This window comes from Pseudarthrobacter sp. LT1, assembly GCF_035621795.1.
GTDB lineage: Bacteria > Actinomycetota > Actinomycetes > Actinomycetales > Micrococcaceae > Arthrobacter.
Genome location: NZ_CP141830.1, coordinates 2959104 through 2982285 on the forward strand (window position 1 = coordinate 2959104; position 23182 = coordinate 2982285).

General features: G+C 60.7%; 21 protein-coding genes and 1 pseudogene. 7 read left to right on the plus strand and 15 right to left on the minus strand.

Annotated elements, in window-relative coordinates; genetic code table 11:
- Positions 1 to 8: 8 nt before the first annotated feature.
- From ftsX to VIK36_RS13955, 11 genes and pseudogenes are all read right to left on the minus strand, one after another.
- Positions 9 to 923, minus strand: coding sequence for a permease-like cell division protein FtsX (gene ftsX, locus VIK36_RS13905; protein WP_224026502.1), 915 nt, complete (start codon positions 921 to 923; stop codon positions 9 to 11).
- Positions 920 to 1708, minus strand: a complete 789-nt coding sequence (ftsE, locus tag VIK36_RS13910) for a cell division ATP-binding protein FtsE (RefSeq protein ID WP_255172629.1) — start codon at positions 1706 to 1708, stop codon at positions 920 to 922. The genes ftsX and ftsE overlap by 4 nt, the downstream gene beginning before the upstream one ends.
- Positions 1709 to 1904: 196 nt before the next feature.
- On the minus strand, positions 1905 to 3020 hold the full coding sequence (gene prfB / locus VIK36_RS13915) for a peptide chain release factor 2 (protein WP_324642349.1): 1116 nt from the start codon (positions 3018 to 3020) through the stop codon (positions 1905 to 1907).
- A gap of 54 nt (positions 3021 to 3074) precedes the next feature.
- Positions 3075 to 3521, minus strand: a complete 447-nt coding sequence (locus VIK36_RS13920; protein ID WP_255172631.1) for a pilus assembly protein TadG-related protein — start codon at positions 3519 to 3521, stop codon at positions 3075 to 3077.
- Positions 3518 to 4126 carry a hypothetical protein gene (locus VIK36_RS13925; RefSeq protein WP_255172632.1) on the minus strand — a complete coding sequence of 203 codons (609 nt, stop codon included), beginning with the start codon at positions 4124 to 4126 and terminating at the stop codon, positions 3518 to 3520. The genes VIK36_RS13920 and VIK36_RS13925 overlap by 4 nt, the downstream gene beginning before the upstream one ends.
- Positions 4107 to 4523: a TadE family protein gene (locus tag VIK36_RS13930; RefSeq protein WP_324642352.1), complete on the minus strand. Its 417-nt coding sequence runs from the start codon at positions 4521 to 4523 to the stop codon at positions 4107 to 4109. The genes VIK36_RS13925 and VIK36_RS13930 overlap by 20 nt, the downstream gene beginning before the upstream one ends.
- A 3-nt stretch (positions 4524 to 4526) precedes the next feature.
- Complete coding sequence (locus VIK36_RS13935) at positions 4527 to 4823, minus strand: hypothetical protein (protein WP_324642353.1); 297 nt, start codon at positions 4821 to 4823, stop codon at positions 4527 to 4529.
- A 76-nt stretch (positions 4824 to 4899) separates the two neighbouring features.
- Positions 4900 to 5841, minus strand: coding sequence for a type II secretion system F family protein (locus tag VIK36_RS13940; protein ID WP_324642355.1), 942 nt, complete (start codon positions 5839 to 5841; stop codon positions 4900 to 4902).
- Positions 5838 to 6695 carry a type II secretion system F family protein gene (locus tag VIK36_RS13945; RefSeq protein WP_324642357.1) on the minus strand — a complete coding sequence of 286 codons (858 nt, stop codon included), beginning with the start codon at positions 6693 to 6695 and terminating at the stop codon, positions 5838 to 5840. Before VIK36_RS13945 ends, VIK36_RS13940 begins: the two co-directional genes overlap by 4 nt.
- Positions 6692 to 7000 (minus strand): annotated as a pseudogene (locus VIK36_RS13950) (CpaF family protein); the annotation flags it as partial. The gene VIK36_RS13945 and the pseudogene VIK36_RS13950, both read right to left, overlap by 4 nt.
- A gap of 131 nt (positions 7001 to 7131) precedes the next feature.
- On the minus strand, positions 7132 to 7905 hold the full coding sequence (locus VIK36_RS13955; RefSeq protein ID WP_324642359.1) for a DUF6994 family protein: 774 nt from the start codon (positions 7903 to 7905) through the stop codon (positions 7132 to 7134).
- A gap of 517 nt (positions 7906 to 8422) precedes the next feature.
- On the opposite strand from VIK36_RS13955, the gene VIK36_RS13960 reads away from it, so the two are divergent.
- Together VIK36_RS13960 and VIK36_RS13965 are read left to right on the plus strand one after the other, a co-directional pair.
- A complete protein-coding gene (locus tag VIK36_RS13960) occupies positions 8423 to 11977 on the plus strand; it encodes an SIR2 family protein (RefSeq protein ID WP_324642360.1) in 3555 nt (1184 codons plus the stop codon).
- 156 nt (positions 11978 to 12133) lie between these two features.
- Positions 12134 to 12799, plus strand: a complete 666-nt coding sequence (locus tag VIK36_RS13965; protein ID WP_324642361.1) for a hypothetical protein — start codon at positions 12134 to 12136, stop codon at positions 12797 to 12799.
- 48 nt (positions 12800 to 12847) lie between these two features.
- Here VIK36_RS13965 and VIK36_RS13970 read toward each other — a convergent pair whose 3' ends face one another.
- Both VIK36_RS13970 and VIK36_RS13975 read right to left on the minus strand, forming a co-directional pair.
- Positions 12848 to 13585 carry a hypothetical protein gene (locus VIK36_RS13970; protein ID WP_324642363.1) on the minus strand — a complete coding sequence of 246 codons (738 nt, stop codon included), beginning with the start codon at positions 13583 to 13585 and terminating at the stop codon, positions 12848 to 12850.
- Positions 13586 to 14191: 606 nt separating this feature from the next.
- Entirely contained in the window at positions 14192 to 15382 is a 1191-nt protein-coding gene (locus tag VIK36_RS13975) for a competence protein CoiA (RefSeq protein ID WP_324642364.1), read from the minus strand.
- An 804-nt stretch (positions 15383 to 16186) separates the two neighbouring features.
- On the opposite strand from VIK36_RS13975, the gene VIK36_RS13980 reads away from it, so the two are divergent.
- The 4 genes from VIK36_RS13980 (at position 16187) to VIK36_RS13995 (ending at position 21305) form a co-directional block, all read left to right on the plus strand.
- Positions 16187 to 16735, plus strand: a complete 549-nt coding sequence (locus tag VIK36_RS13980; protein WP_324642365.1) for an SAM-dependent DNA methyltransferase — start codon at positions 16187 to 16189, stop codon at positions 16733 to 16735.
- Positions 16732 to 18414, plus strand: a complete 1683-nt coding sequence (locus VIK36_RS13985; protein ID WP_324642367.1) for an Eco57I restriction-modification methylase domain-containing protein — start codon at positions 16732 to 16734, stop codon at positions 18412 to 18414. The genes VIK36_RS13980 and VIK36_RS13985 overlap by 4 nt, the downstream gene beginning before the upstream one ends.
- A complete protein-coding gene (locus VIK36_RS13990; protein ID WP_324642368.1) occupies positions 18407 to 20959 on the plus strand; it encodes a DEAD/DEAH box helicase family protein in 2553 nt (850 codons plus the stop codon). Before VIK36_RS13985 ends, VIK36_RS13990 begins: the two co-directional genes overlap by 8 nt.
- 91 nt (positions 20960 to 21050) lie before the next feature.
- Positions 21051 to 21305 carry a hypothetical protein gene (locus VIK36_RS13995; RefSeq protein WP_324642369.1) on the plus strand — a complete coding sequence of 85 codons (255 nt, stop codon included), beginning with the start codon at positions 21051 to 21053 and terminating at the stop codon, positions 21303 to 21305.
- Between the two features lie 39 nt (positions 21306 to 21344).
- Here VIK36_RS13995 and VIK36_RS14000 read toward each other — a convergent pair whose 3' ends face one another.
- Positions 21345 to 21806 (minus strand): hypothetical protein, encoded by a 462-nt coding sequence (locus VIK36_RS14000; protein ID WP_324642371.1) that lies wholly within the window; start codon positions 21804 to 21806, stop codon positions 21345 to 21347.
- 103 nt (positions 21807 to 21909) lie between these two features.
- Here VIK36_RS14000 and VIK36_RS14005 point away from each other — a divergent pair, with 103 nt between their 5' ends.
- The gene (locus VIK36_RS14005) at positions 21910 to 22251 is read left to right on the plus strand and encodes a hypothetical protein (protein WP_324642372.1); all 342 of its coding nucleotides are present in this window, start codon (positions 21910 to 21912) and stop codon (positions 22249 to 22251) included.
- A 15-nt stretch (positions 22252 to 22266) separates the two neighbouring features.
- On the opposite strand, the gene VIK36_RS14010 is transcribed toward VIK36_RS14005, so the two are convergent.
- Positions 22267 to 23151 carry a nuclease-related domain-containing protein gene (locus VIK36_RS14010; RefSeq protein ID WP_324642373.1) on the minus strand — a complete coding sequence of 295 codons (885 nt, stop codon included), beginning with the start codon at positions 23149 to 23151 and terminating at the stop codon, positions 22267 to 22269.
- Positions 23152 to 23182 lie beyond the last annotated feature (31 nt).

The window sequence follows — 23182 nt, forward strand, 5'->3', positions numbered from 1 at the left end:
TGCACAGCCTAAACGCGCAAATATCTGCGTAAGGTCAAGAGAGACGAAATTCCTGCCAAGGATCCGCCAAGGACCAGCAGCGCCGGTGCGAGGATCAGGGTCTGGCCGGAGGAGATGAAGGCCGTGTCAGGGTACTGGCGGGACATGTAGTCGCCCAGGAAGAACTGCGCTACTGCCCACAGGGTGCCCGAGGCCAGGGCTGCACCGATGACCGCCGCTATGACGCCCTCGAGGATGAACGGCAACTGGATGACGGTCTTGGATGCACCGACAAGCCGCATGATTCCGGTCTCCCTGCGCCTGCTGAATGCAGAGAGCCTGATGGTGGTGGCGATCAGCAGGATCGCGCAGACGATCATCACACCTGCGATGCCCACTGCCACCAGGGAAGCCCCGTTCATCACCGAGAAGAGGCGTTCGAGCAGCTGGCGCTGGTCAATCACCGTTTCCACGCCCGGTTGGGAGGAGAAGGTCTCGCTGATGATCTGGTACTTCTCCGGGTCCTTCATATTGATCCGGAACGATGCCGGCAACTGGTCCGGCGTCACGGAATCAACGATGGGCGAGTTGGAGAACTGGTCCTTGAAGTGCTTGTAGGCCTCATCCTTGGACTCAAACTGGAAGTCATTGATGTACTGCGCCACGGCCGGTGACTCCAGGAGCGCGTTCAGGCCCTGTTGCTGCTCAGGGGTGACGGGCCCCGAGGCGCAACCCGGCGCCGTCGAACCTTCGCTGCAAAGGAAGATGGCCACCTGGACCTTGTCGTACCAATAGCCCTTCATCTGGTTGATCTGCATCTGCAGCATGCCGGCCGCGCCCACGAACGTGAGGGACACGAACGTGACCAGGATGACTGAGACCACCATGGAAAGGTTGCGGCGCAGGCCGCTGCCGATCTCGGAAAGAATGAATGCGAGCCTCACCGCTGGGCCTCGCCTTCGGCGCCGCTGCCCGGAAGACCGGCGTCGGGCGTTTCCCTGCCGCTGGCGTCCTTCAGGCGCCGTGACTGGCCGACGACGGGGATCATCGAGGTGTACAAGGCCCTGGCTTCGTCGCGGATCACCACGCCATTCTTGAGTTCCACCACCCGCTTGCGCATCTCGTTGACGATGTCGTCGTCGTGGGTGGCCATCACCACTGTGGTTCCGTTCTGGTTGATCTTGTCCAGCACGCCCATGATTCCCATGGACGTGGTGGGGTCAAGGTTTCCCGTCGGCTCGTCTGCGAGGAGGATTCCGGGCCGGTTGACAACGGCGCGCGCGATGGCCACGCGCTGCTGCTCGCCGCCGGACAGCTCGTGCGGCATGCGGTGTTCCTTGCCTTCGAGTCCGACTGTTTTGAGGACCTCGGGGACGGTGTCGCGGATCACGCTGCGGCTCTTGCCGATGACCTGCATGGCGAATGCGACATTGGCGAACACGTTCTTCTGCGGCAGGAGCCGGAAGTCCTGGAAGACGACGCCGATGCCGCGCCGGAGGCGGGGAACGCGCCAGCTGGAAATCTTGGCGACATTCTGGCCGGCGACGTACACGGCACCGGAGGTGGCGCGGTCTTCCTTCAACACCAGCCGGAGGAAGGTGGACTTCCCGGAACCGGAAGCACCTACGAGGAAGGCGAATTCGCCGCGGTCGATCTCAAGATTGACGGAATCCAGTGCCGGTCGGGCTTTCTGGTCGTAAACCTTGGTGACATTTTCGAATCGGATCATGGCCCTAAGTACCCTGCAGGGCATGGCTGATCCGTCTGATGCAGCCCAGTTCTGCAGCCGGTGCACGGGTTTTCGTTTGGGGAAAGTAGGGCCCCGGCCCCTCGACTATACGCAGGATGGCCGGCGGTTGGGCGGGCTTTCGGTCGCGTGTCGCCGGATCAGCCGGCGGCCAGCCGGGAGGACCCGGGAGGACGGCCTACTTTTCAGCGTTGCGGTTGTCAGTGCGCCAGCGGATGCCCGCGTCGATGAAATCGTCAATCTCGCCATCGAACACCGCAGACGTGTTGCCCACCTCGTGTTCGGTGCGCAGGTCCTTCACCATCTGGTATGGGTTCAGGACGTAGGAGCGCATCTGGTCGCCCCAGGAGGCCTTGACGTCGCCGGCCAGCGCCTTCTTTTCCGCGTCCTCCTGTTCCTTCTTCAGCAGCAGGAGCCGGGACTGCAGCACGCGCATGGCAGCTGCGCGGTTCTGCAGCTGCGATTTCTCGTTCTGCATGGAGACCACGGTGCCGCTGGGGATGTGGGTGAGGCGGACGGCAGAGTCCGTGGTGTTGACCGACTGGCCGCCCGGGCCGGAGGAACGGAATACGTCCACCCTAATTTCGTTGTCCGGGATCTCGATCGAGTCTGTCTGCTCGATCAGCGGAATGACTTCAACGGCCGCGAACGACGTCTGGCGGCGTCCCTGGTTGTCAAACGGGCTGATTCTGACAAGGCGGTGGGTGCCGGCTTCCACACTGAGCGTGCCGTACGCATACGGCGCCTTCACCTCAAAAGTGGCTGATTTCAGTCCGGCTTCCTCCGCGTACGAGGTGTCCATGACCGTGGTGGGGTAGCCGTGCCGCTCAGCCCAGCGGAGGTACATGCGCATGAGCATTTCGGCGAAGTCCGCCGCGTCCACGCCGCCCGCACCGGCCCTGATGGAGACCACAGCTTCGCGTTCGTCGTATTCGCCGGACAGCAGGGTGACCACTTCCAGGTCCTTGAGGGCCTTCTTGATGGACTCGAGTTCGGCAGCGGCCTCCCCCATCGAGTCGGCGTCGTCCTCGTCCTGCCCGAGTTCCACCAGGACCTCGAGGTCGTCGATCCGGGACTCCAGGTTGGTGAGGCGCTCCAGTTCAGACTGGCGGTGGGACAGCCGGGAAGTGACTTTCTGCGCGGCCGCGGGATCGTCCCAAAGGTTTGGCTCCCCCGCCCGCTCGCTGAGTTCGGCGATGTCTTCCTTGAGCGCCTCCACGTCGGTGACGCGTTCGATGGACTCGTAGGTGGCGCGGAGCGCGCGGATTTCAGCGGAAAAATCAATATTGGCCATGGTGGTTTAAGCCTACGCTATCGGGGAATACCGGCGGGCTCGGCGGCCTGCGTCCTACCGGGTCAACCGCGAGCGCGCGGTTGACGTCGCCTCAATGGGGATGCCGTCGGGTATCAGGAAATTCACCACAGGCGGGTGGACGGCCGCTGTGAGGACCACGACGGCGGTGGAACCGTCCGGCGTACCCGTTGCCCCCGCAACGGCAAGGCTGGAGAAACGTTGCGACGCAGGGCTCCTGGCAACGAAGTCGGCGGCCACGTTCCGGACGCGGGCCGGGTTGAGGACTGCCGAGGGGCTGCCGCCCTGTGATGAGACCTCCCCCAGCGTGTAGCTGTCGGCAGCAGCAAGCGATGCCCCGTCCGCCAGGGACAGCAGGCGCTTGTGCTCCAGATAGACGGCGGATATTCCGATGACCACCGTCGCCACCAGGAGCGCCAGGACCACGTAGCCGAGGATCATAACCATCAACTGGCCGTTCTCGTCCGGTTCCCTGCGCTTCACCGGTACCGCCCTACCAGCTGGGAGGATGACGCTTGAACCTCTGTGGCGGACAGCCCCTCGGCAAAGGGGATGAACGGCAGCGGCACACTCAGGCTCACCGTCACTGTTACCGTACTGCCCGCCGCCTGGCAGTCTGCGGGGCTGCAGGCGGTGGTCATGCTGGCCCGGTCCGCCTGGTGACCGAAATCCGAGAGGGCAAGTGCCACCGCCTGCTCGGCTGCAGCCTGGGCGGTTGAGGCATCAGGCTGGGCCACGTAGACCTTCGCTGCCTGGTCCGCGGCGCCCACCACGGCGAAGGAGCCTCCCTGGATCTGCCCGACGGTGATCACGAAGTACACCAGCGGAACCATCAGCAGGAGTGCAAGGAACGTAAATTCGACCACTGCGCTTCCCTGTTCATGGGCCGGGCCCGGCTGGTTCCCGCCTTCCCTGCGGGCAGGCGCGGACTCCTGGGATGGGTTCCCCGGGCCGGTGTCCCCGGGCCGCTCCCGGCAGAGTGCTTCTGCCAGCCGGGTCCGGAAGTGCAGGTGCGCCTTGGCGCCCAGCACGGGGTGGTAGCCGGGCGTTGTTTTCCGGGTGAATGGGTCAGGGCTGGACAGCTGCATGCCCTTTCACCTCCAGCAGGTCCCGCGGTCCAATGAGACCAATGACAGGCATGGGAGAGCGGACCGTGACTTCCAGGGTGCGCATGCCGCTGACGTTCACTTCCTTGGAACTGATTTGTTCCGCGAAGCTCGGGTTGAGGGCCAGGCTTATGAGGCTGCGGGTCCGTTCTTCGGCGTCGGAGGCATTGCGGTCAGCGAGGGTTCCGTATCGCGCCCCGGACGCGGCAGCATCGATGAGGGTGTTCCTGACGTGGAGGACCAGGGTCAGCTGGACTATCGCCAGGAAGAACATCGTCAGCAGCCCGCCGACCAGGACGAAGTCCACCACGGCCGATCCCCGCTCGCCTGCCCGGGACAGCGCCGGCTGCTCAGCCGTGCGGGGAGCAGCCCTCCTCATGGTTCAGTTCCCCACCTTGTCCATTGCCTGGTTGAACATGGCCTCAAGTGCAGGGCCTGCGAGCGCCAGCAGGGCTGCCACCAGAACCGCTGACATTAACGTAATCATCACCCAGCCCGGTACGTCGCCGCGCTCCGGATGATCGCATGCGGGTGCCGGCGCCTCCCGGCCGTGATCGGAACCGACGTTGCACTGTGCGGCCTGACGCGGGTGCGGGCGAACAGCCCGGATCATCTGGAGCTGCAGCAAGGCGGCCAGGGACAGAAACAGCGTCGCCCAGCGGATTCCCATGGTTTTCATCTTTGCGTCCTATTCCTGTTTCGGTGAGGGGACTTGCAGGTGTTGCTGAAATGCGGGCTTCGGGTTGTACTCATCGTCAGAAGCCCAGGTTGATCGCCGCGAGACCGGGAAACACCGCGAATACCACCGTCAGGGGAAGCACTCCGAATACCAGCGGCACCATCATGGCGATTTCCTTTTTCCCTGCGGCTTCCATGAGGTCGCGCTTCGCTGAATCGCGTACGTCCTGCGCCTGGGCGCGGAGCACGTCTGCGAGGGGTGTCCCCCGTTCCACCGCTACGATGATGCCGTCGACGAACCTGACCAGCGGTGCAAGATCGGTGCGCGCGGAGAACTCCTGCAGGGCCAGGACCAAGGGCTTGCCTGCCCTTGTCTCCGCGAGGATCTTCGAGAATTCCTTGGACAGTTCGCCCTTCGCACTTCTGCAGACCCGGTCCAGGGCGCCCGTCGCACTCTCCCCTGCGCCGACCGCCAGGGCCATCAGTTCGGCAAGGCTGGGGAATTCTGCCATAATCCGGGTTTCCCGTCGTCGGACCTGGACGCCGAGCCAGTAGTCGCGCAGCACAAAGCCCGCTGCAGCACTGCCAATGATCACCGCGGCCGCGAGGAAAGGGCTGAACCTGCCCGCTGCGGCACCAATGAGGACGACGGTGAGGGCGAATACGAAACCGGCCGCGGCCCACAGCAACTGCTCGGCGCGGAAGTCGATGGGTGACTTGTTGATTCCAGCCTGGGCAAGGCGCCGCGTGGTGGCGCCGGGCGAGGGGTTGAGTTTTCCCAGGGCGGACAGCCAGTCACGGAAGACGGGACGGAGGATCCGTTCAAGAGGGCCGAATGGCGTCACGTTCTGCTCACCGGCGCGCAGAAGTCGCGACTCCAGGTTCTGCGACTTCAGTTGGGGCTCAATCCGATCCGACAGCCTCAAGGGGCGCATTGGAGGGGACCGGAAAATCACAAGCCACAAACCGAGGCCAAGGCCGATTCCACAAGCCAAGGCTGCAGGAGAAGGGACAATCATCGGAGCACCCTTTCGTCCTGCGGCAGCGCCCCGATCTTCAACATGATCGTGTAGCAAACCAAAGAGACCACCAAGCCCCCGAGCAGTACTGCGGCACCCATGGGAGTGTTGTACGCCTGGATTGCCTCGGGCCTTGTCGCGAGGAGGATCATCACGATCCACGGCGCAGCAACGGCGAGCCGGGCGGCATTGATGGTCCAGGACTGCCTCGCCTCGAGCTCGCTGCGGGTCCGTGCGTTTTCCCGCAGGAATTCAGCCAGTGTGCCCAGGAGCTTCCCCAGGTCGGAGCCCCCTACTTCGCGCGTCAACCGGAGTGCTTCGATGATGCGGTCAGCAACCGGATCGGCCAGCCGCTGTTTCAGCGTGTTCAGAGAACCATCGAACTGGCCGCCGGCGCGGTAGTCGGCACCGAACTCGCGAAACAGGGGCCGCAGTTCCTCGGGCCCCTTGTCCCCAAGTTGGATGAGGGCCTCCGGCAGGGGCAGGCCTGCCCGGATTGCAGACCGCAAGTGATCGACGACGTCGGGCCAGAGTTGGCGCAGCATTGCCGTCCGTTTCCTGGCCCGCCAGCGGAGTATGGTGATCGGCAGCCACGCTCCGAAGAGCCCGAAACAGCCGGCGATAGGCCAGGAGCGGCTAAGCGCGTAAAAGAGCAGTGCCACAAAGATCCCCAGCCCAAGGCACGTCCCCAGAAGACCGCGCGCAGAGACTTTGTCGACCCCGGCGGCCGCGAGCAGGTCAGCCAGTCGACCGGGCCTACGCTCGCGGTGACCACGGTTTGGCGTTTCCCAGCAGGACCACCAGATGAGGAAGAGGCCAACCCCGGCGAGCGTTCCCACCAGCGTGGCCGTCATCGCGGATCCAGCAGAGCGGCGACGTCGTACCCGGCCCTCGAGAATTTCTCCGCCGAAGGCATGGCATTGGCGCGGGGGTGCAGGGCGCCGTCCTCCAGGCCAAAGACCAGGGATGATTCGATAACGCCGTTCTCCACGCGACGGCCCAGCGACAGGATCTGCGTGACTTGCCGCCGTCCATCAGGGTGCCTGCTGCAGTGCACGACGAGATCGATGCAGGACGCGACAGTGGGAACAACGAAAGCACTGGAAATGTTCTCGCCCGCCAAGAGCGGGAGCGTGCATATCTTGGTGACTGCATCAGAGGTAGTGCAACCATGACGTGTACCAAGCGGTTCTTGTTTAGTCTAGGAAGTTCACGCGCCCTGGCGCGTCACATAGGGACTTGAACCGCCAGGCCCCGCTTATCGCGGCGAGGTATCCCGGGCATTCCCGGTTATTGCCGCCGCACCTTGATGTCGGGGTGGTTCTCCTCGACCCAGTCGGCCATCCGGTTGCCCCGCAACGCTATGAACTTCAGCGAGGCTTCCCGAACCTTGATGTACTCGTCCTTCGTGACCGGGACGCCCGGACGCTCGAAGACCTCGTCCTCATCCTCCTCGAGGAAGAAGTCGATCTTGCCCTCCGGCGTCACGAGATCCTGGAAGTGGAAGAACTCCACGAACTTCTCGAACGTGCCGAAGAGTTCGAAGAAGTCCCCATAGTTAGTGATGACGTCGGCGAGAGGGCCGCCTGGCTCGTTGGCATAGTGGCGCCGGATGCATTCCAGACTCAGGTCCATCCGGTCTGCGATCCGTATCCGCATTCCCCTTGCGGTGTTGAGGGTGGGCAGGTGTACTGTCCTGACGGGCCAGATCATGCCACTGCCGATCGTGTACGGCGGATTGAAATAGCGGCGCTTCTGCTCATCACTCAACGCGGCCTTAGCCTCAACCAAAGCCTTGGGCCTACCCCACCTGGTGTAGGAGTTCGTGATGGCGTCACTGCCGAACGTGAACCACTTGTCCGGCGTCTGCTCGAAAATCAGGTAGTTCTTCCGGCGCACCTTGGGATCTTCCGAGACCACCAGTTCGAACAGCTGCCCCTCGCATAGCTCTTTGGTCCAGAGCAGCTGATGGTCAGCCTTGAGCCGCCGACTGTGGGAGTCCGGGTCCTTTCCTGGAGGCGTGGTGTCGAGAAGGTAGTCGAAGGCGAGGTCGAAGACGCGCATGAACGGAAGTCTATGTGCCGGCCCCTTGCGAACCGCGGAACCTGCGGCTGAAACAAGCTTGTCCCCGCGGGCGGTCGCGGATGTCCCTCTACGGGTAGACGAATTGTTAATTTACTGGCGGAAAGCACGGGCTTCCGATTGTTAAGGTCCGCCCAGAAACCCCGCAAACACAAGGACTAATGGTTGATTTTCGGTCCGATTGGACTGTTATTATGCGTGTCGTTAACGTATACGCGTCTCGTTAACGCGTCGCTGACAAAAGCTCGGCGCCGACGGACACAACCGGACAGGTCTGCAGGATCTCGCCTTGTCCCTGCTCCGGCTCGACTCGCGCGTTGGCGGAGTCAGCTCATATACAGTCGCGAGATCGCCCCTTCCACACGGCGTGCCAGCCGCGCCAATGCTCGCAGCTGGCGTGCTCCGTCGCTACTATCAGCTTGTGGTCACACGGGTCCGATCGTCGAAGCGAAGGACGGATTGCAGCACAAGTCCGCAATCGTCGAGATTGGGGAGTTAGATGTGGATAACGAGCGACGTGAATTTGCCCCAAGCCATTCTCGACGCACAAGCTGAAGGACGTCTTGTACTTTTCGTTGGAGCGGGGGCTTCGGTCGACGCTCCGTCCGACCTACCGCTGTTCGACAAGCTGGCCCGTCAGTTGGCAGAAATGGCACGGGTACCTTTCGACGAAGACGTCACAATCGATTTCTTCCTAGGGTCGATGCCGGAGAGTTTCGACACGCACCGACACACTTACGAGATAGTTTCTCGCGAAGACTCCGCGCCAAACACCACGCATGCAGCGCTCGTTGGGGTGGCCTCTTCAATCGGGCCGCTGCGAATCGTGACGACGAACTTCGATACGCATCTTTCGTCGGCGGCTACTGCTGGGGGAATCAAGGTTCCCGATACGTGGATTGGTCCGGCCCTGCCGCTAGGGGAAGATTTCACCGGCATCGTTCATCTTCACGGCTCGGTGCTCCGTTCACCTGAGGAGCTCGTTCTCACAGACCGCGACTTCGGGCGGGCGTACCTCACCAGCGCTTGGGCCACCCGTTTCTTGCTGCCGATGTTTCAAAGATTTACGGTGCTTTTCATTGGCTACAGCCACGATGACCCCATCATGCGATACCTCGCGCTTGGCCTACCATCAGGGACGCCGCGGTACGCCTTCACAAGTACCGACGAGGTGAACCACTCTAAGTGGTCAAGGCTCAAAGTGCAGCCGATCGGGTACCCAGTCCAGGGCCACGACCACACAGCCCTTGTCGCTGCACTCGAGGCCTGGAGCCTCCGCGCTCGGATGGGCCAGACCGAACACCGTGCGCGGATTCTCGAAGTGGTTGCCGGCGGCCCGCAACTCACCCCGGTCGACTACGACTACCTCGTCGACCAACTCAAAAACCCTAACGGTGCTCGCGAGTTCGTCCACGCTGTCACGGTTGTTAAACCGAGGCTCCAGGTCGCCTGGCTCCATTGGGCGGAGGCTCTGCCAAAGTTCAAGTCTATCTTCAATGGTCACGACGGAGACTCCGCTGCCACCGTTCTTGGGAACTGGTTCTGTCAGAGCTTCATAGCGTCCCCCGAACTTCATGGGGCTGCATTGCAGACTCTGCAACGGCTGGGCCAAGCGTTCGGCAACGGGCTTTTCCAAGCTGCCGGTTGGGCAGCAGATGAGCTGAGTAAAGCGGATTCTGGAGCTGGACGCAGGTGGAAGGCCTTCCTCGCTACGTCGGTCCATGGACACTCTGGACCAGTCGCCACGGCAACGCTCCTGTCATACGTCCCCGGCGACCAGGCGGAGGATTTGACGGTGATCCGAGCGGCGCTGAGACCCTACCTCGCGCTCAAGCGTCGATGGTCCCTTGATGACTCCGAGGACCTGACAACTTTGCCGCAGGCTGAAGTGCACTGGCTAAGCGAGGCGGAAAGCCTTACAGGACACGTCTTGAAGGTCGTCGAAACGGCACCTCCCGGAGATCCGAAACTGGGAACGGTCCTGGAGGACTCGTTGAGCGCAGCGTACGACCTTCTCGATGCCTACCACGGTCCCCGATCGTGGGATCCGTTAAGCTATGGTCGATCGGCAGTCGAACCGCATGAGCAGGATCAGTTCCGCGATCCCGTTGACGCAGTCCTAGATGGCCTAAGAGCATACGGTGAGAAGGCTCTTGTATCGTGCGCCGATCTCCCCGAAAAGTGGTGGTTTCTGGGTCGTGCTCTATTCCGCCGGCTCGCATTGCATCTGCTCGCACGCGATGCCTCACGGTCGTACGACGAGAAGATCTCGTGGCTGCTCGAACGCTCAGTTCTTTTCGAAACCGACGTCAAACACGAAACTTACGGCGTCCTCAAAGCGTCGGCTGAGAAGGCATCGAAAGAGGTCCGTGCGCAGCTCCTTTCGGCAGCACTAGCCGGGCCGAATCAGTCCGAGGACATCCCGGATCTTCAACGTCACACAGCCTATGCCACCTACAACCTGCTTGTGTGGCTCACCCAGGTCGCACCCGGATGGGCAGAAGCTGGGTCAGCCTTGGAAGCGGTGCGGGCAAAGAACCCCGACTTCGCCCCGCGTGAGAATCCCGACTTTGACAGCTGGATGACGAGCGGCACCTGGGGTGAAAAGCTGCCCATGGAACTGGAAGACTTCATCAGATCATTTGAAGAGGACTCCACCGCCGCTGTCGCTGACCTACTCGCCCGGGACTATTCCGAACGGAACTTTGACGAACCGGATTGGCGCGGCGCACTTTCTCTTCTTAGCGGGTTGGCTGAGTCCCGCCCAGAACTGGGCCAACAGCTCTGGACACTCATAGATGAACTGCCCGGCTTTGAATCTCTGACAATCGATATTCGACTAGCTATTGTCGAGGGCTGGACCAAGGCATATCTGCGCGGCAATGCAGACGCCGTCGTCGAACGTGTTGCAACACTCGTCCCAAATCCAAAGTCCGTGCGGTCAGTCAGCCGCTTTTTGCTGGAGCAGGTCCGCAAAGACATCGAAAGCGACGAGACACCGGCTCTCGCTGGCCTGCGACGCATCGCCTTCCGACTCTGGAGAGAGCACTGCCAGTCATTCACGCACGCGGAGGAACTGGACCTGAATTCGTTCGCTCCGCTCTACCTCAATTCCTGGCCAGGAGACCTCGCCCAGTACTGGATCACGGAAGTTGATCGACGCTGGCGGAAGCATCGCGACGATTGGTCGGGCCTCAACGATGACGAGCGAAGCGCGCTGACGGAACTGCTCGATGGGCCACCACACGCCCTCGATGCGACCCGACCGGCAATGGCAAGCCACTTATTCTTCTTATTTGCCGCCGATGCGACGTTCACCGCTAAACAAGTGCTTCCGCTATTCCGGGAAGACACTACAGCGGCGTTGGCCTGGATTCCTTATCTATTTCACCCGCGCTATAACGACAAACTCCTTGAGGCCGGCCTACTGGACAGCACGATCGCGGAGTGGGACCGGCTCGAAGCTCTCGGATCCCACCTGCAGAGCCAATTTTTCGCACTGGTAGCGTCGATCGTGTCCTTCGCTGGTATCCCGCCAGCGTCACGCCGAGCACTGCTCGATCAAAGCGTGCTCGCCGACGACGGTGCGCACGCAGCGGACTTCGCTCACGCGATTGTTCGTTTCCTCGGAGCGGACGGGGTCGACGGCACAAAAGTGTGGAAGCAATGGCTTCGAGACCACCTCTCCGCGAGGCTCAACGGCTTGCCAAGGACGCCTGACAGCGAAGAACTAACCTGCTGGGCAGACATCGTCCCTTACCTGGGCGATGCTATTCCGGAGGCGACCGAACTGCTCGGCAACCACGGCATCGGTCTGGGCGATCGATTCTTCGTTCCGAAATTCCCACAAGACGCGCTCTCCGCTCATGGGCGGGTTCTGGTCTCACACTTCGCGGAACGCGTTCGCAACTCTTTACCCGGCGACTACTCCAGAATCCATCACGTGAACGAGTTGATCGAGGTGTTACGCGGCGCCCTCGGCGACACAGGTGTGCAAGCGCTAGTGCACGCAGCGACGGCGGGTGGATTCCTTGGCGGCAGCCCAAACGAGTGATGCCCGTGACAAATGTTTAGGCTACGAGGACGAAGTCACTCGCGCATACCGGCGATCGTGTCAGGCTCCTAACGGTCACCCTACGCCGGCTGCGGCCGCATCCGGATCCGCCGAATGTGTCGGATATTCTGACCATGAAAAGGCGGGGTGGGGCAGATGGACGAACAGCGGGCAATAGCGGCCGTAGCAAAGGCATTAGGGAGTATTCCCGAAAAGGATTTCAGCGCGTGGCCGGGCGGGTGGCCTGACCAAATTGGTGTGTCTCTCGTCGATGCCGTGTTCTCCATCCGAGCCGTCTATAAGACGAAGCACCCGGCCAAAGGCGTCCTCGGCAGGGCGAAGTTATTCCGAGACGCCTACCCCGACGCCGCAAACGACCTTGAGTGCTTGCGCAACCTAGGCGAGAAGCGAATAAGGGAGGTCATGGGGAACGGTAAAACCGTCGGACGCTTCAAGAGCGAGTGCATCATCGAAGCGGCCGACAACTTTCTTTCTCTCACTCCCCCAGTTCGCAGCGCGACGCACCTCCATGCACTCGACCCGGACCACAGAAGTGCCTACACGGAGGTAAAGGGCCTCGGCGACGTGACATACGAGTACCTCACCATGCTGCTTGGCCAGCCCGGGATCAAGGCAGACCGAATGATCCGTGGCTTTGTCGATGCCGCACTTAAAGAACAACATCTGGCGCCAGTGACGGCGGAAACTGCTAGGCGAATCGTCGCCGCCGTGCATGCCGCGGAGCGCCCCGATGTTGAGCTTCAGAAGTTCGACCACGCGATCTGGATCTATCAGCGCGATCTCCCTAAAACCACCTTGTAGCTCTGGAACAGCGTGCACCGATGGAACCTCTGACCGGAGGCCGGCCGCCTACTTCCTGCCCAGCACGTCCGCCTTCATGGTCTGGAATTCGTCTTCGATCACGGTGCCAGATTCGCGGAGAGCCTGGAGGCGCTCAAGCCGCGAAATAGCCTCGTTCTCGAGTTCCGGGGCGGCCGGAGACGGTTTGTGATCTGGTACGCCACTCCTCGACGGACGCAATCCCACTTCGCCTACTTCGAACCCACGGTCTTCAGGCCCTTGGAGTGGCAGGGAAACAGTGTCCATGAGCTGAATCTCGTAAGCCTTGCGCTTGCGGCTTCGCACGACGGCGGAGATCGCAAGCGCGATTACAAACGCGGCCACCAGCCATCCCAGCACCGGAATCAGACACAAAACGATGAATCCCAGTAAGGTCAGGAACCATCGGGCGGCTATCCCGAGAACGTTGATTCCTTTTCGTCCTCGGCCGTATTTCCATAACGCCGCAGGATCCTGATTGAAAGCACGCAGGATATTCTCCGCCTGGCCCGTGGTCACGCTTTTAAGGTACGGGCGAATCCCGGCAGCGCGCGCTACCGTGGACCGAACATGCCGCCGCTGGAGCGCCAGGGCCCTTGGGGTCCCGTCCGGGGCCAGCAGTTCCCGCCAGCGTTCTTCCGAAACCGCCTCGCGGGCCAGCGCTTGTCTTGCTGCGATGGCAGCCATCCGCTCATTGAACCTTTGCAGGGCTGCTTGTCTTGCAGCTTTTTTGGCAGCAATCCCTGCGTTCCGGTTTTCCCTGCCCATCCGGCAATTCGGACAGCGCTCGGAAGCGCCCCGGCTTCGGTGGGCGATGGTGCACCCTGGACCCCATCTGCGGCTGGTACGACGCCGTGCCGATTCGCGCCGCGCTTTGTTTATGTAATAGCGCCGACGACGGCTGTATCTTCGGACGTCGTTACGGACGATTCGAAAAGCACCCAGGCCTGCCCTGCGAAGGATTCCCACCAGACGAGCCTCTATCTCTCTTTCTCGTACCGTGAACTGGATTGAACCTATCGCACGACACCCAAATATGCGGAGTTATTTGGCGTGGGCCGAGCGAACTTTTTAAACTGCCCTACTGGCCGGATACCGTGAACCTCCGGTTCGGATCCGAAGCCTCTTTGCCTGCCGGTGCCGAGCTGCTCTCGCGGTTAGGAACGGACCAGGCTGTCGCGGTTTCGTCTTCGCAGCCTGTCTCGCTAGTAGGTGCCGCGGAGCTCTTCGAACACCCCAATGTCTTCTCCGCCGGAGGAGGCCGCGATGCCGTCCTCGACGACGGTCGGGACTCGTCCGGTGAAGTTCAGCCCTTCAAGTTTCCTTTCTTGTTCCGGATGCCGGGTACTCGCGGGCGCATCGGGCCAGCGCGCTCTACCGCCGCCGGTTGGTGGACTTCTCGCCTTTTCGTGGCAGCCGTTCCAGGCGGTCGACGAGCAGCTCGGAACTGAAGCCCAAATAACTGTCCGTCCCGTCCGGGAAGACCGGGCCCTCTACCGGCGGCAACTCCTGGCTGCACTGGCCTTTACCTCGGTCAATGCAGAGATGCAGTGGCCCCCTGGCGTCGGGCCGGAACGGCACGTTCAGACGCCGGTGCACGACATAGGTCCGCCAGCGCGTTCCGCCGTAGGCAATCGGGTTATCTCCCGAGATGACCCCGCAGTGGGGGCAACAATAGGCCAGGTAGGTCTTCTCCGCTGTCTTGCTTTTGCGGGTGATCAGCTTCGCTGCGCGGGGAAGATCCACCTGCTCGTGTTCAAGCAGCGGCAGGACCTGGTCGGCGATGATTCGTTCGATCCGGTCTTGCAGGAACATCCGGGATTCGAGGTGGTACACCGCTTCGATGGTTCCTTCCAGGCCGCAGCGCATCTTGACCTGCAGGTCTTCAAGGCGCCAGAGCGTGAACCATTTTCCGCATGCCTGGCGCCAGCATTTCGTCATGGCCACGTCCATGGAATAAGCCTGGACGTAAGGTTCACTGTGGAAGCGGTAGTCCCCTCGGAGGATGTGCACGACTGCGTCCTCGAAGGGCAGCTCGGTCCTGCTGTAGCGGTCCAGCGTGGTAGACATGGGAATGTGCCAGGCGCCGGGGGCTCCCCCGACGGTGTGGGAGGGAACGGTCCCTGCGTTGAGGGAGTTCTTCGGCGCCACGAACCAGATGCATTCGACCCCGTCCGCCTCGTAGCGTCCCTGGCGGCGAGCGAAGTCCTCGTTGCCTTGGCGCGACCATTGCACCTCCAAGGCGATCCGGCGCTCCCCTTTGGTGGCCATGACGTCGGCGATCCAGTCCCGATGCGGCGACGGCACCTCAAGTTCAGCCTCCCAGCCGGCGGCTTTCGCAGCCTTAACCAGAAGGGATTTCAGTTCGAGATGCTCGGCGGTTTCCCCGCCCTCGTGGATGTCGCACTTTGCACCCTTCTTGTGGGCGAAGAACTTCAGGCCCCGAGAGGAAACTCTGGCTGATCCTGGCTGGCCGCACGACATCAGCAGGGGCTCCCCGGCCCGATAGCGTTTTTTGAGGGATGCCCACTCATCGTCGTTCAGGTCGATTGAAACGACACGCACTCCGGCTAATGTACCGACCAAAGGCATGTGCCCCTCCGTCCCCCTGCGCTGATTCATCCCAATGGAAACACACGGAGACTTTGAGTTGTCAGTTCCGGTTGGCTCTGGAAGGGGTAAATGTCGGTAGTATGGCCGAAGCCAACACGCTCCCCCGCCTTGTGATCCCTGCTCAGTTCCGGCAGTCCTCCGCAGCAGGGCACACTGGGAAGCGGTAATGAGACAAAGTAGCGCGGGCTGGAGGTGTCGGTGAGACTGGTCTCCGGCCAGCTCGTGCGCCGGACTCTGTGACTGGCCTCGCTGTGCTCCACAGACCGACGCCCAGGAATGCTGAAAGGGGACAGGACCCCGACCGAGGCGATTCCGCAAATAGCGTCGACGATTTTCGGGTCACCACACATCTCAGGCCTTGGCCGATCCTGTCACCGTGGGGTCGTATCCTTTTGGAATGGATGTAAGCCCCTTAAATCGAGCACCTATTGGTTGGTGCCACGGCTGCGGCACCGTGCAGCTCAAGTCGGAGATGCCACTGGCGTATATCGAGTGGCAGGAGGACACAGCCCAAGTCTGCATTGAATGCAAGGCTGAACCTTGGTCTTTAGGGGTGTGGAACAAGGGAGATCACGAGCCTTCGTGCTCTTGGACGGAAGCTGCGAGCCAGCGCATCGTCGATTGGTCTCCTGCCTTCGCCTGCAAATGCCGGGAGGACCGCCGTGTTAATGGGACCCACGGGGTGAACTTGTGAGGTCGAAGCAGCGCGTGGTCGATCACGGCGAAGTGTTTACGCCTGCGTGGCTGGTTGACGCCATGCTCGAACTTGTAAGGGACGAAACAGAACGGATCGATTCACGGTTCCTTGAATCAGCCTGCGGGTCCGGCAACTTTGTCGTACAAGTACTACGTCGAAAGTTGGCCGCCGTGGAGCTGAAGTACGGTCAGTCTGCGTTCGAGAGGGCCCATTACGCCTTATACGGCCTCATGTGCATTTACGGTATCGAGTTGTTGCCCGACAACGTGAGCGAGTGCCGTGCGAACATGCTGGAGGTTTTCGACGACTTCCTCGCGCTCAGCGAGGAAGATGAACTACATAGGGCTGCCGCGTACGTGCTACGTCATAACATCGTCCACGGTGACGCCGTGACGATGCTTGCCAGCGATGGCTCCGCGATCAGTTTTCCCGAGTGGGGCTACCTGGGCAAGGGTAAGTTCCAGCGTCGAGACTTCCGCTTCGACACCCTGACCCAGATGAGCGCTTTCGGTGGTGAAGACACACTCTTTGCCGACCTGGGAGATCATGAGGTGTTTACCCCGACCAAGATTTATCCTGCCGCCAACGTTAGACAATTGGCGTCATGACCAGCCACAGGGGTTTCTCGCTGCGGGGCCGCAATCCCGATGTGCTGACTTGTATAGCCAACCTCTCTAACGATGAGGTCTTCACGCCCCCGGAATTCGCTAACCGAATGCTCGACAACATGGCTTCGGCATGGACGCAATCACATCCTGGCGAAGACCTCTGGTCGAAACCTGATGTGACGTTCCTTGACCCATTTACTAAGTCGGGCGCTTTTTTGCGCGAGATTACCAGCCGCTTGGTCAAAGGACTGGAGGAGGAGATTCCCGATCTTGAAGAACGGGTTGACCACATTCTGACTAAGCAGGTCTTCGGCATTGGCGTAACGCAGCTGACCAGTCTCCTTGCGCGCCGAAGCCTCTACTGTTCCAAATTCGCAAACGGACCGCACTCCATCGCCAAATCCTTCAGCACGGACCAGGGCAACATCTGGTACGAGCGCATAGAACACACATGGGCCGGCGGCACGGAATGGGTATACACAGCCGACAATGCCGGCAATCGCATCAAGAAATTCACCAATGGCAAGTGCATCTACTGTGGCGCGAGTCAGAAAACACTCGACCGTGGCGATGACTTGGAAACCCATGCCTACGCCTTCATTCACAACGACAACATCAATGCGCTTATCGCAGAGCTATTCGGAGAAGACATGCAGTTCGACGTGATCGTGGGGAACCCGCCCTACCAACTCAACGATGGCGGCTTTGGCACAAGCGCTGCTCCCATCTACGACAAGTTCGTGGAGCAGGCAAAGAAGCTCAATCCGCGGCTACTCACAATGGTCATCCCCTCCCGCTGGTTCGCAGGCGGTAAGGGCCTTGATGAGTTCCGTGAGTCCATGCTTGGTGATGCCCATCTGCGGAGCATCGATGACTTCCTAAGCGCAGCCGACGTCTTCCCAGGCATAGGACTCAAAGGAGGAGTGTGTTATTTCCTGTGGGACCGTGACAACGCAGGAGACTGCCGCGTCCAAACCCATTTCAAGGACTGGCCAGTCACCACGACAATACGGCCCCTGCTGGAAGAGGGCGCCGATGTATTCATCCGGTTCAACGAGGGGCTATCCATCCTCAAGAAGGTCGTCGCCGTAGAGACTGGGCAGACCGAATCGCTAGAGCTGCCCGAGGCTCTCCGATTTGAGCGGCTCGTCAGCTCTCGAAAGCCTTTCGGTCTCGACACGACTTTCAAGGGCAAAGCAAGCAAATCACCTGGTGATCTTGTGATCTACCAGAACGGCGGAAAGGCCTACACGCCTCGCAGCACAGTGAAGGCAAACGAAGGTCTTGTGGATAAGTGGAAGATTTTCGCGGGCTACGCGGCTCCGGGTACCGGTAATAAGGATACGTATCCTCACAAAATCATTCCCACGCCATTTCTTGGCGAGCCAGGCAGTATCTCATCGGAGACTTATCTCGCTATCGGTCCGTTCGATACCCAGGCTGAGACTGAAAGTGCTCTCTCCTATCTCTCCTGCCGCCTGACTCGCTTGCTAATCCTGCTCCACAAGCCGTCCCAGCACGTTACCCGGAAGGTCTACACTTTCGTGCCCTCGCAGAAGTGGACGAAGAACTGGACCGACGAAGACCTCTACGCGAAGTACGACCTCAATGAGGAAGAGATTGCCTTCATCGAAAAGGTAGTTCGGCCGATGGATCTGAACCAGGCTGACGATGCCTAAGTCCATCGAAGAGCTCCTGCCGCCAAAACCAGACGCAAGACTGCGGGTCTACGCATACAGCATCGACAGCCCTGCACACCTAGGACTTATCAAGGTGGGGCAAACCACCCGCGACGTGAAGAAGCGGATTGAGGAACAGACCAAGACTGCTGGCATCACTCCGAAAATTCTTCTTGACATACCTGCTGAGCGGGAAGATGGCACTGCCTTTACGGATCATCAGGTGCGGGCCCGACTTGTAGCAAAAGGCTTCGAAAACTACCAGCTCGAATGGATGCGGTGCTCCATCGATGACGTCAAGACGGCGATCACCGAACTCCGCACTGGAAAAAAGCTCTCCGGTACGCACCACGAAACGTTCAAGCCGAGGGCAGAACAGGCCCAAGCGGTCAAAAGGACCCGTGACTACTTTCACTCCGTCTGGCAGGAGGATATGCACGCCGTTCCACGTTTTCTCTGGAATGCCAAGATGAGGTTCGGCAAGACCTTCACGGCTTACCAACTGGCCAAAAGCTTGGGAGCAACTCGAGTTCTCGTTGTGACTTTCAAGCCGGCCGTGGAAGATGCGTGGCAGACTGACCTTGAAAGCCATTCAGACTTTGACGGCTGGCAATACATGAGCAAGCAGTCTGGTGTCGATCCATTGGCGGTCGCAAAAGACAAACCGCTTGTCTACTTCGGATCTTTTCAAGACCTGCTGGGCCGCGACAAAGCAGGCAACATCAAGGCTAAGAACCAGTGGGTCCATGAAATCAACTGGGACCTTGTGATTTTCGATGAGTATCACTTTGGTGCCTGGCGAGAGACTGCTAAAGAACTCTTCGAGGGCGAAGACAACTCGCAAATCACAGCCGAAACCAGGCTTGCCTACAATCCCGAGCTGGACGCGTACAACGAAGACCTGGACGAGTTGAACGAGCCGGAAGCGGAATTCCTTCCTATCACTACCCGGGCCTACCTGTACTTGTCCGGCACCCCCTTCAAAGCTCTCGCCACTGGCGAGTTCATCGAGGAACAGATATTTAACTGGACCTATACAGACGAGCAGAGGGCGAAAGAGGCATTTGGCAAGTCCAATCCGGGCAAGCTGAACCCATACGCAGCACTTCCCCAAATGCGCCTCATGACCTACCAGATGCCTGACGAACTTCTGGCCATCGCCAACATAGGCGAGTTCGATGAGTTCGACCTCAACGCCTTCTTTGCCGCCAATGGCAGTGGGGCGAGTGCTGAGTTCAAACATAAAAACGACGTCCAGAAGTGGCTCGACATCGTCCGAGGGGCATACACCCCCACGCAAGTAGACAACCTCAAACAGGGCTCCCATCGGCCGCCGTTCCCGTACTCAGACGTTCGCCTGCTTCCCTATCTTGAGCACTCCTTCTGGTTCCTCCCGAATGTGGCAGCTTGTCATGCCATGGCAAATCTCCTTGCCGAGACGCAGAACAGCTACTTCCACAAGTACAAGGTGCTAACAGTTGCTGGCACGAGCGCGGGCGTCGGCCTGGACGCGCTGCCGCCGGTGCGGCAGGCCATTGGAAGTGGGCACGAGGCAGGCTCCATTACTTTGTCCTGTGGCAAGCTCACGACGGGCGTCACTGTTCCACAGTGGTCGTCAATCCTCATGCTTCGTAATCTGAAGTCACCGGAGACATACTTTCAGGCCGCTTTCCGTGTCCAGTCGCCCTGGAGTCAAAAGAACCCCAACGGGGACAACCCAAACCAAGAAGAGATCTACAAACCGGTCTGTTTCGTGTTCGACTTCGCACCGACTCGCGCTTTGAGGCAGTTGTCCGAGTACGGGGTTGGTCTCAGCCCCAGCGATAACCCTGAGAAGGCAGTTGAGGAACTCGTATCGTTCCTCCCAGTACTCGCCTATAACGGTGCACGGATGGTTCAGATTGATGCCGGTGGCATTCTCGACATGGCCATGACTGGGACGAGCGCGACACTGCTTGCCCGCAAGTGGGAATCAGCACTCCTGGTTAACGTCGATAACGACACCCTGCGACGCATCCTCAATAACGAGGACGCGCTGAAGGCGGTCATGAATATTGAGGGCTTTCGAGCCCTAGGAGACAACGTTCTCGAAACCGTTATCAATAAGAGCGAGAAGGTCAAGGAGACCAAGAAGTCCAAGGGTGAGAACCTGTCGCCCAAGGAAAAGTCGGAACTCACGGCTGAAGAAAAGGAATACAAGTCCAAGCGCAAGCAGATCCAAGAGAAGCTGATCAAGTTTGCAACCCGTATTCCAGCCTTTATGTACCTCACGGACTTTCGCGAGAACACACTTCAAGACGTAATCACGAAGTTGGAACCTGACCTTTTCAAGACAGTCACAGGGCTTTCTGTAGAGGACTTCCACCTACTTGTAAGTCTCAAAGTGTTCAACACCGAACACATGAATCAGGCAGTCTTCGCATTTCGGCGGTACGAAGATGCTTCCCTGTCCTACGCAGGACTCGACAGCCATGAGGGCCTAACCAGGTACGGCCTTTACGACACTGTGGTAGCCCGAGACACTATTGAGGCGATGCCCGCCTAGGTGCCCTTTAGCGCTGCGACAAGCACACCCACCTTTAGGCGAAGCAGTCGTAGCTCCCGCCTGTCCATGAGTAATTGGAGCAGAGGCTGACATGGCTGAGATCCCCGAAGGCTACGAGCCTGCCCAGAACGCCGCCGCCAAGGACCACGTCATGGAAGCCCTGTACGAAGAGTTCGAGAAGCAGGGCATCAACGTTGACGCGGACGAGGACGTTGATGAGAATGTCCCGGAGCTGATCGGCCTGGCCGATGCCGTGGTCGAAGCACTGCTGAAGGTCGGGGTCGTCATACCGGAGGACCTGGAGAGCCCGTACTCGGCAGCCAGGAAAGCAGTCCAGCCCGCCTAGGTGATTGCTGGCGCGGGTGTTGTCCGCGCCAGCACTGGCCTACATTGAACCGGCCATAGACGTGTCGGCCCGTCCCGCCCACGCCACAACTACCCACTCATCGGTGTAGTCGGAATACGGCGGTCCGGCAAGGCAGGCGACCGAGGTCCCAGTCACCGAACCCAGATCCCGTTCGAATCGGACGCAGGCGCTGACGGTGCGCTGCTTGCCCCACCATCCCCCACTGGTTGTGACATGCTCGCGGTAGTAGTGCAGAGTGTAGAAATCCCCTTCGGCATCCCATCCATATGCGTAGGGATCCCTCAGGCCCTCCAGCTTCGAAGCCATCAACCCCTTGTCGGAGGTGTCCGTGGCTTCCACAAACCTGGTGAACCAGGCCTTGCCCTCTGCGGACCGTTCTCGAATGGCTGCGCGGCCGATTTCCTCGATAGAGGGCGCCGCGCATGACGACGTGGCAAGCAGCAGGGCGCCGGCAGCGGCAAGCCTCAAGACACGAATCATTCATCCCCCAAAGATTCGATGACCCATCCTAGCCCGCTTCGGCGGCAGCCGTTCCCGGCCCGACTGCGGGGCAGTATCCTGCTTCCAACGACTGGGGGACATCATGGCGGACACTCGCACGGAACCGGGAACACTCGAAGACGGCGGCTCGATGGAGCTGGTGCGTGTGCCGGCATGGGAAGCGAAGTATCGAATGGGCGAGGATCCGGACGAGCTGGCGCACTTCGTCTGCTGCCGGGACCTGGACTGGCGCAAGGCCGCCTGCGGTTACGAAGAACCGGACATGCCGATCCTGAAGGAAGCCAAGGTCCTGTGCACGATGTGCGTCGAGATCATCCGCGGCCTCGGGGGTGAACCTGGGGTTGCCATCTGCCCGTACGACCAGCAGGCCTGCCCGGACGATGAAGAGGTGGATCGGATAATCGACGAGCGGACCTCGCGCTGACGCCTGGACTTTGCGTCAATGGTTCGCGGTCCAGGTGTCTGAGCGCCTGGCGACGTTGTAGACGACGTCCCCCCAGGCGGGCGGGAAGACTTCCTCGCCGCGGGTAATTGCTGCCCACAGCCCCTCCCCCGACACGAGGAGCGTCGGAAGGGAGCTGAGCACGCTGACGGTCGACCATACCGCGACCAGGGGCTGCACCCGCAGGTCCATGCGGGCCGCCCGGGACAGGTAGTCTCCGGCAAGGCCGGCGTCCCGCGACAGCGAATCGAGCCACGTCTGCTTGTACCCGTCGGCGTAGGCCGCGCCGTCCTTTGCTGTGACCGCATAAGTGCTGGTCTTGGTGTTGACCGCATGGATCCCGGTGGGCCCGATGACCAGGTGGTCAATGTCCTTCCGCGGCGACAGCGGAACGGAGTGCAGCACCTTGTACCCGTCGCACGCCAGGGCGGCCAGCACGCCGGCGGTCCGCTGCTCCCCCGCGACCCCTGCACGGTAGGAGGCGTCGTCCAGGTTCTCGATGAGCATGCCTGGCCGGTTTCGTGACAGGTCCTCCCACGGCATCACTATGGCCTGAGGTTCGGTGGCTTGCACTGGTTCGGGTTGTGGTTCCAGCGAAGGAGCAGCCATCGAAGCGCCCGGAGCCAGGCCGTCGATGGCGCAGCGCAGCATATCCGCCGTCTCCACGGACTCCGGCACGGCAGCCATCGTCGCCAGGTCAAGGTATCCAACCTTGGAGCCGTCCTGCAGATTGATGTACAGCCGGCGCAGCTCTTTCAGCTTCCAGGGGTTGTAGACGAAGGTGGGCCCGGTGGCCAACCGCTGGGTCGGGTCAGCCACTGCCACAGGTGTCGCCGCCCGCTCGGCCGGGGCGGCTGGTTTCATCCAGGCAAACGCATCCATGGCATGCTCCCTCATCTGGTGTTTACAGGAA

Coding starts and splice junctions, on each gene's coding strand:
- VIK36_RS13960 (WP_324642360.1), top strand. CDS start 8,423: ATGTGGATAACGAGCGACGTGAATTTGCCCCAAGCCATTCTCGACGCA.
- ftsE (WP_255172629.1), bottom strand. CDS start 1,708: ATGATCCGATTCGAAAATGTCACCAAGGTTTACGACCAGAAAGCCCGA.
- VIK36_RS13940 (WP_324642355.1), bottom strand. CDS start 5,841: ATGATTGTCCCTTCTCCTGCAGCCTTGGCTTGTGGAATCGGCCTTGGC.
- VIK36_RS13970 (WP_324642363.1), bottom strand. CDS start 13,585: ATGGGCAGGGAAAACCGGAACGCAGGGATTGCTGCCAAAAAAGCTGCA.
- VIK36_RS14005 (WP_324642372.1), top strand. CDS start 21,910: ATGGCGGACACTCGCACGGAACCGGGAACACTCGAAGACGGCGGCTCG.
- VIK36_RS13995 (WP_324642369.1), top strand. CDS start 21,051: ATGGCTGAGATCCCCGAAGGCTACGAGCCTGCCCAGAACGCCGCCGCC.
- VIK36_RS13955 (WP_324642359.1), bottom strand. CDS start 7,905: ATGCGCGTCTTCGACCTCGCCTTCGACTACCTTCTCGACACCACGCCT.
- VIK36_RS14000 (WP_324642371.1), bottom strand. CDS start 21,806: ATGATTCGTGTCTTGAGGCTTGCCGCTGCCGGCGCCCTGCTGCTTGCC.
- VIK36_RS13935 (WP_324642353.1), bottom strand. CDS start 4,823: ATGAAAACCATGGGAATCCGCTGGGCGACGCTGTTTCTGTCCCTGGCC.
- VIK36_RS13945 (WP_324642357.1), bottom strand. CDS start 6,695: ATGACGGCCACGCTGGTGGGAACGCTCGCCGGGGTTGGCCTCTTCCTC.
- VIK36_RS13925 (WP_255172632.1), bottom strand. CDS start 4,126: ATGCAGCTGTCCAGCCCTGACCCATTCACCCGGAAAACAACGCCCGGC.
- VIK36_RS13930 (WP_324642352.1), bottom strand. CDS start 4,523: ATGAGGAGGGCTGCTCCCCGCACGGCTGAGCAGCCGGCGCTGTCCCGG.
- VIK36_RS13985 (WP_324642367.1), top strand. CDS start 16,732: ATGACCAGCCACAGGGGTTTCTCGCTGCGGGGCCGCAATCCCGATGTG.
- VIK36_RS13980 (WP_324642365.1), top strand. CDS start 16,187: ATGCTCGAACTTGTAAGGGACGAAACAGAACGGATCGATTCACGGTTC.
- VIK36_RS13990 (WP_324642368.1), top strand. CDS start 18,407: ATGCCTAAGTCCATCGAAGAGCTCCTGCCGCCAAAACCAGACGCAAGA.
- prfB (WP_324642349.1), bottom strand. CDS start 3,020: ATGGCCAATATTGATTTTTCCGCTGAAATCCGCGCGCTCCGCGCCACC.
- VIK36_RS13965 (WP_324642361.1), top strand. CDS start 12,134: ATGGACGAACAGCGGGCAATAGCGGCCGTAGCAAAGGCATTAGGGAGT.
- VIK36_RS14010 (WP_324642373.1), bottom strand. CDS start 23,151: ATGGATGCGTTTGCCTGGATGAAACCAGCCGCCCCGGCCGAGCGGGCG.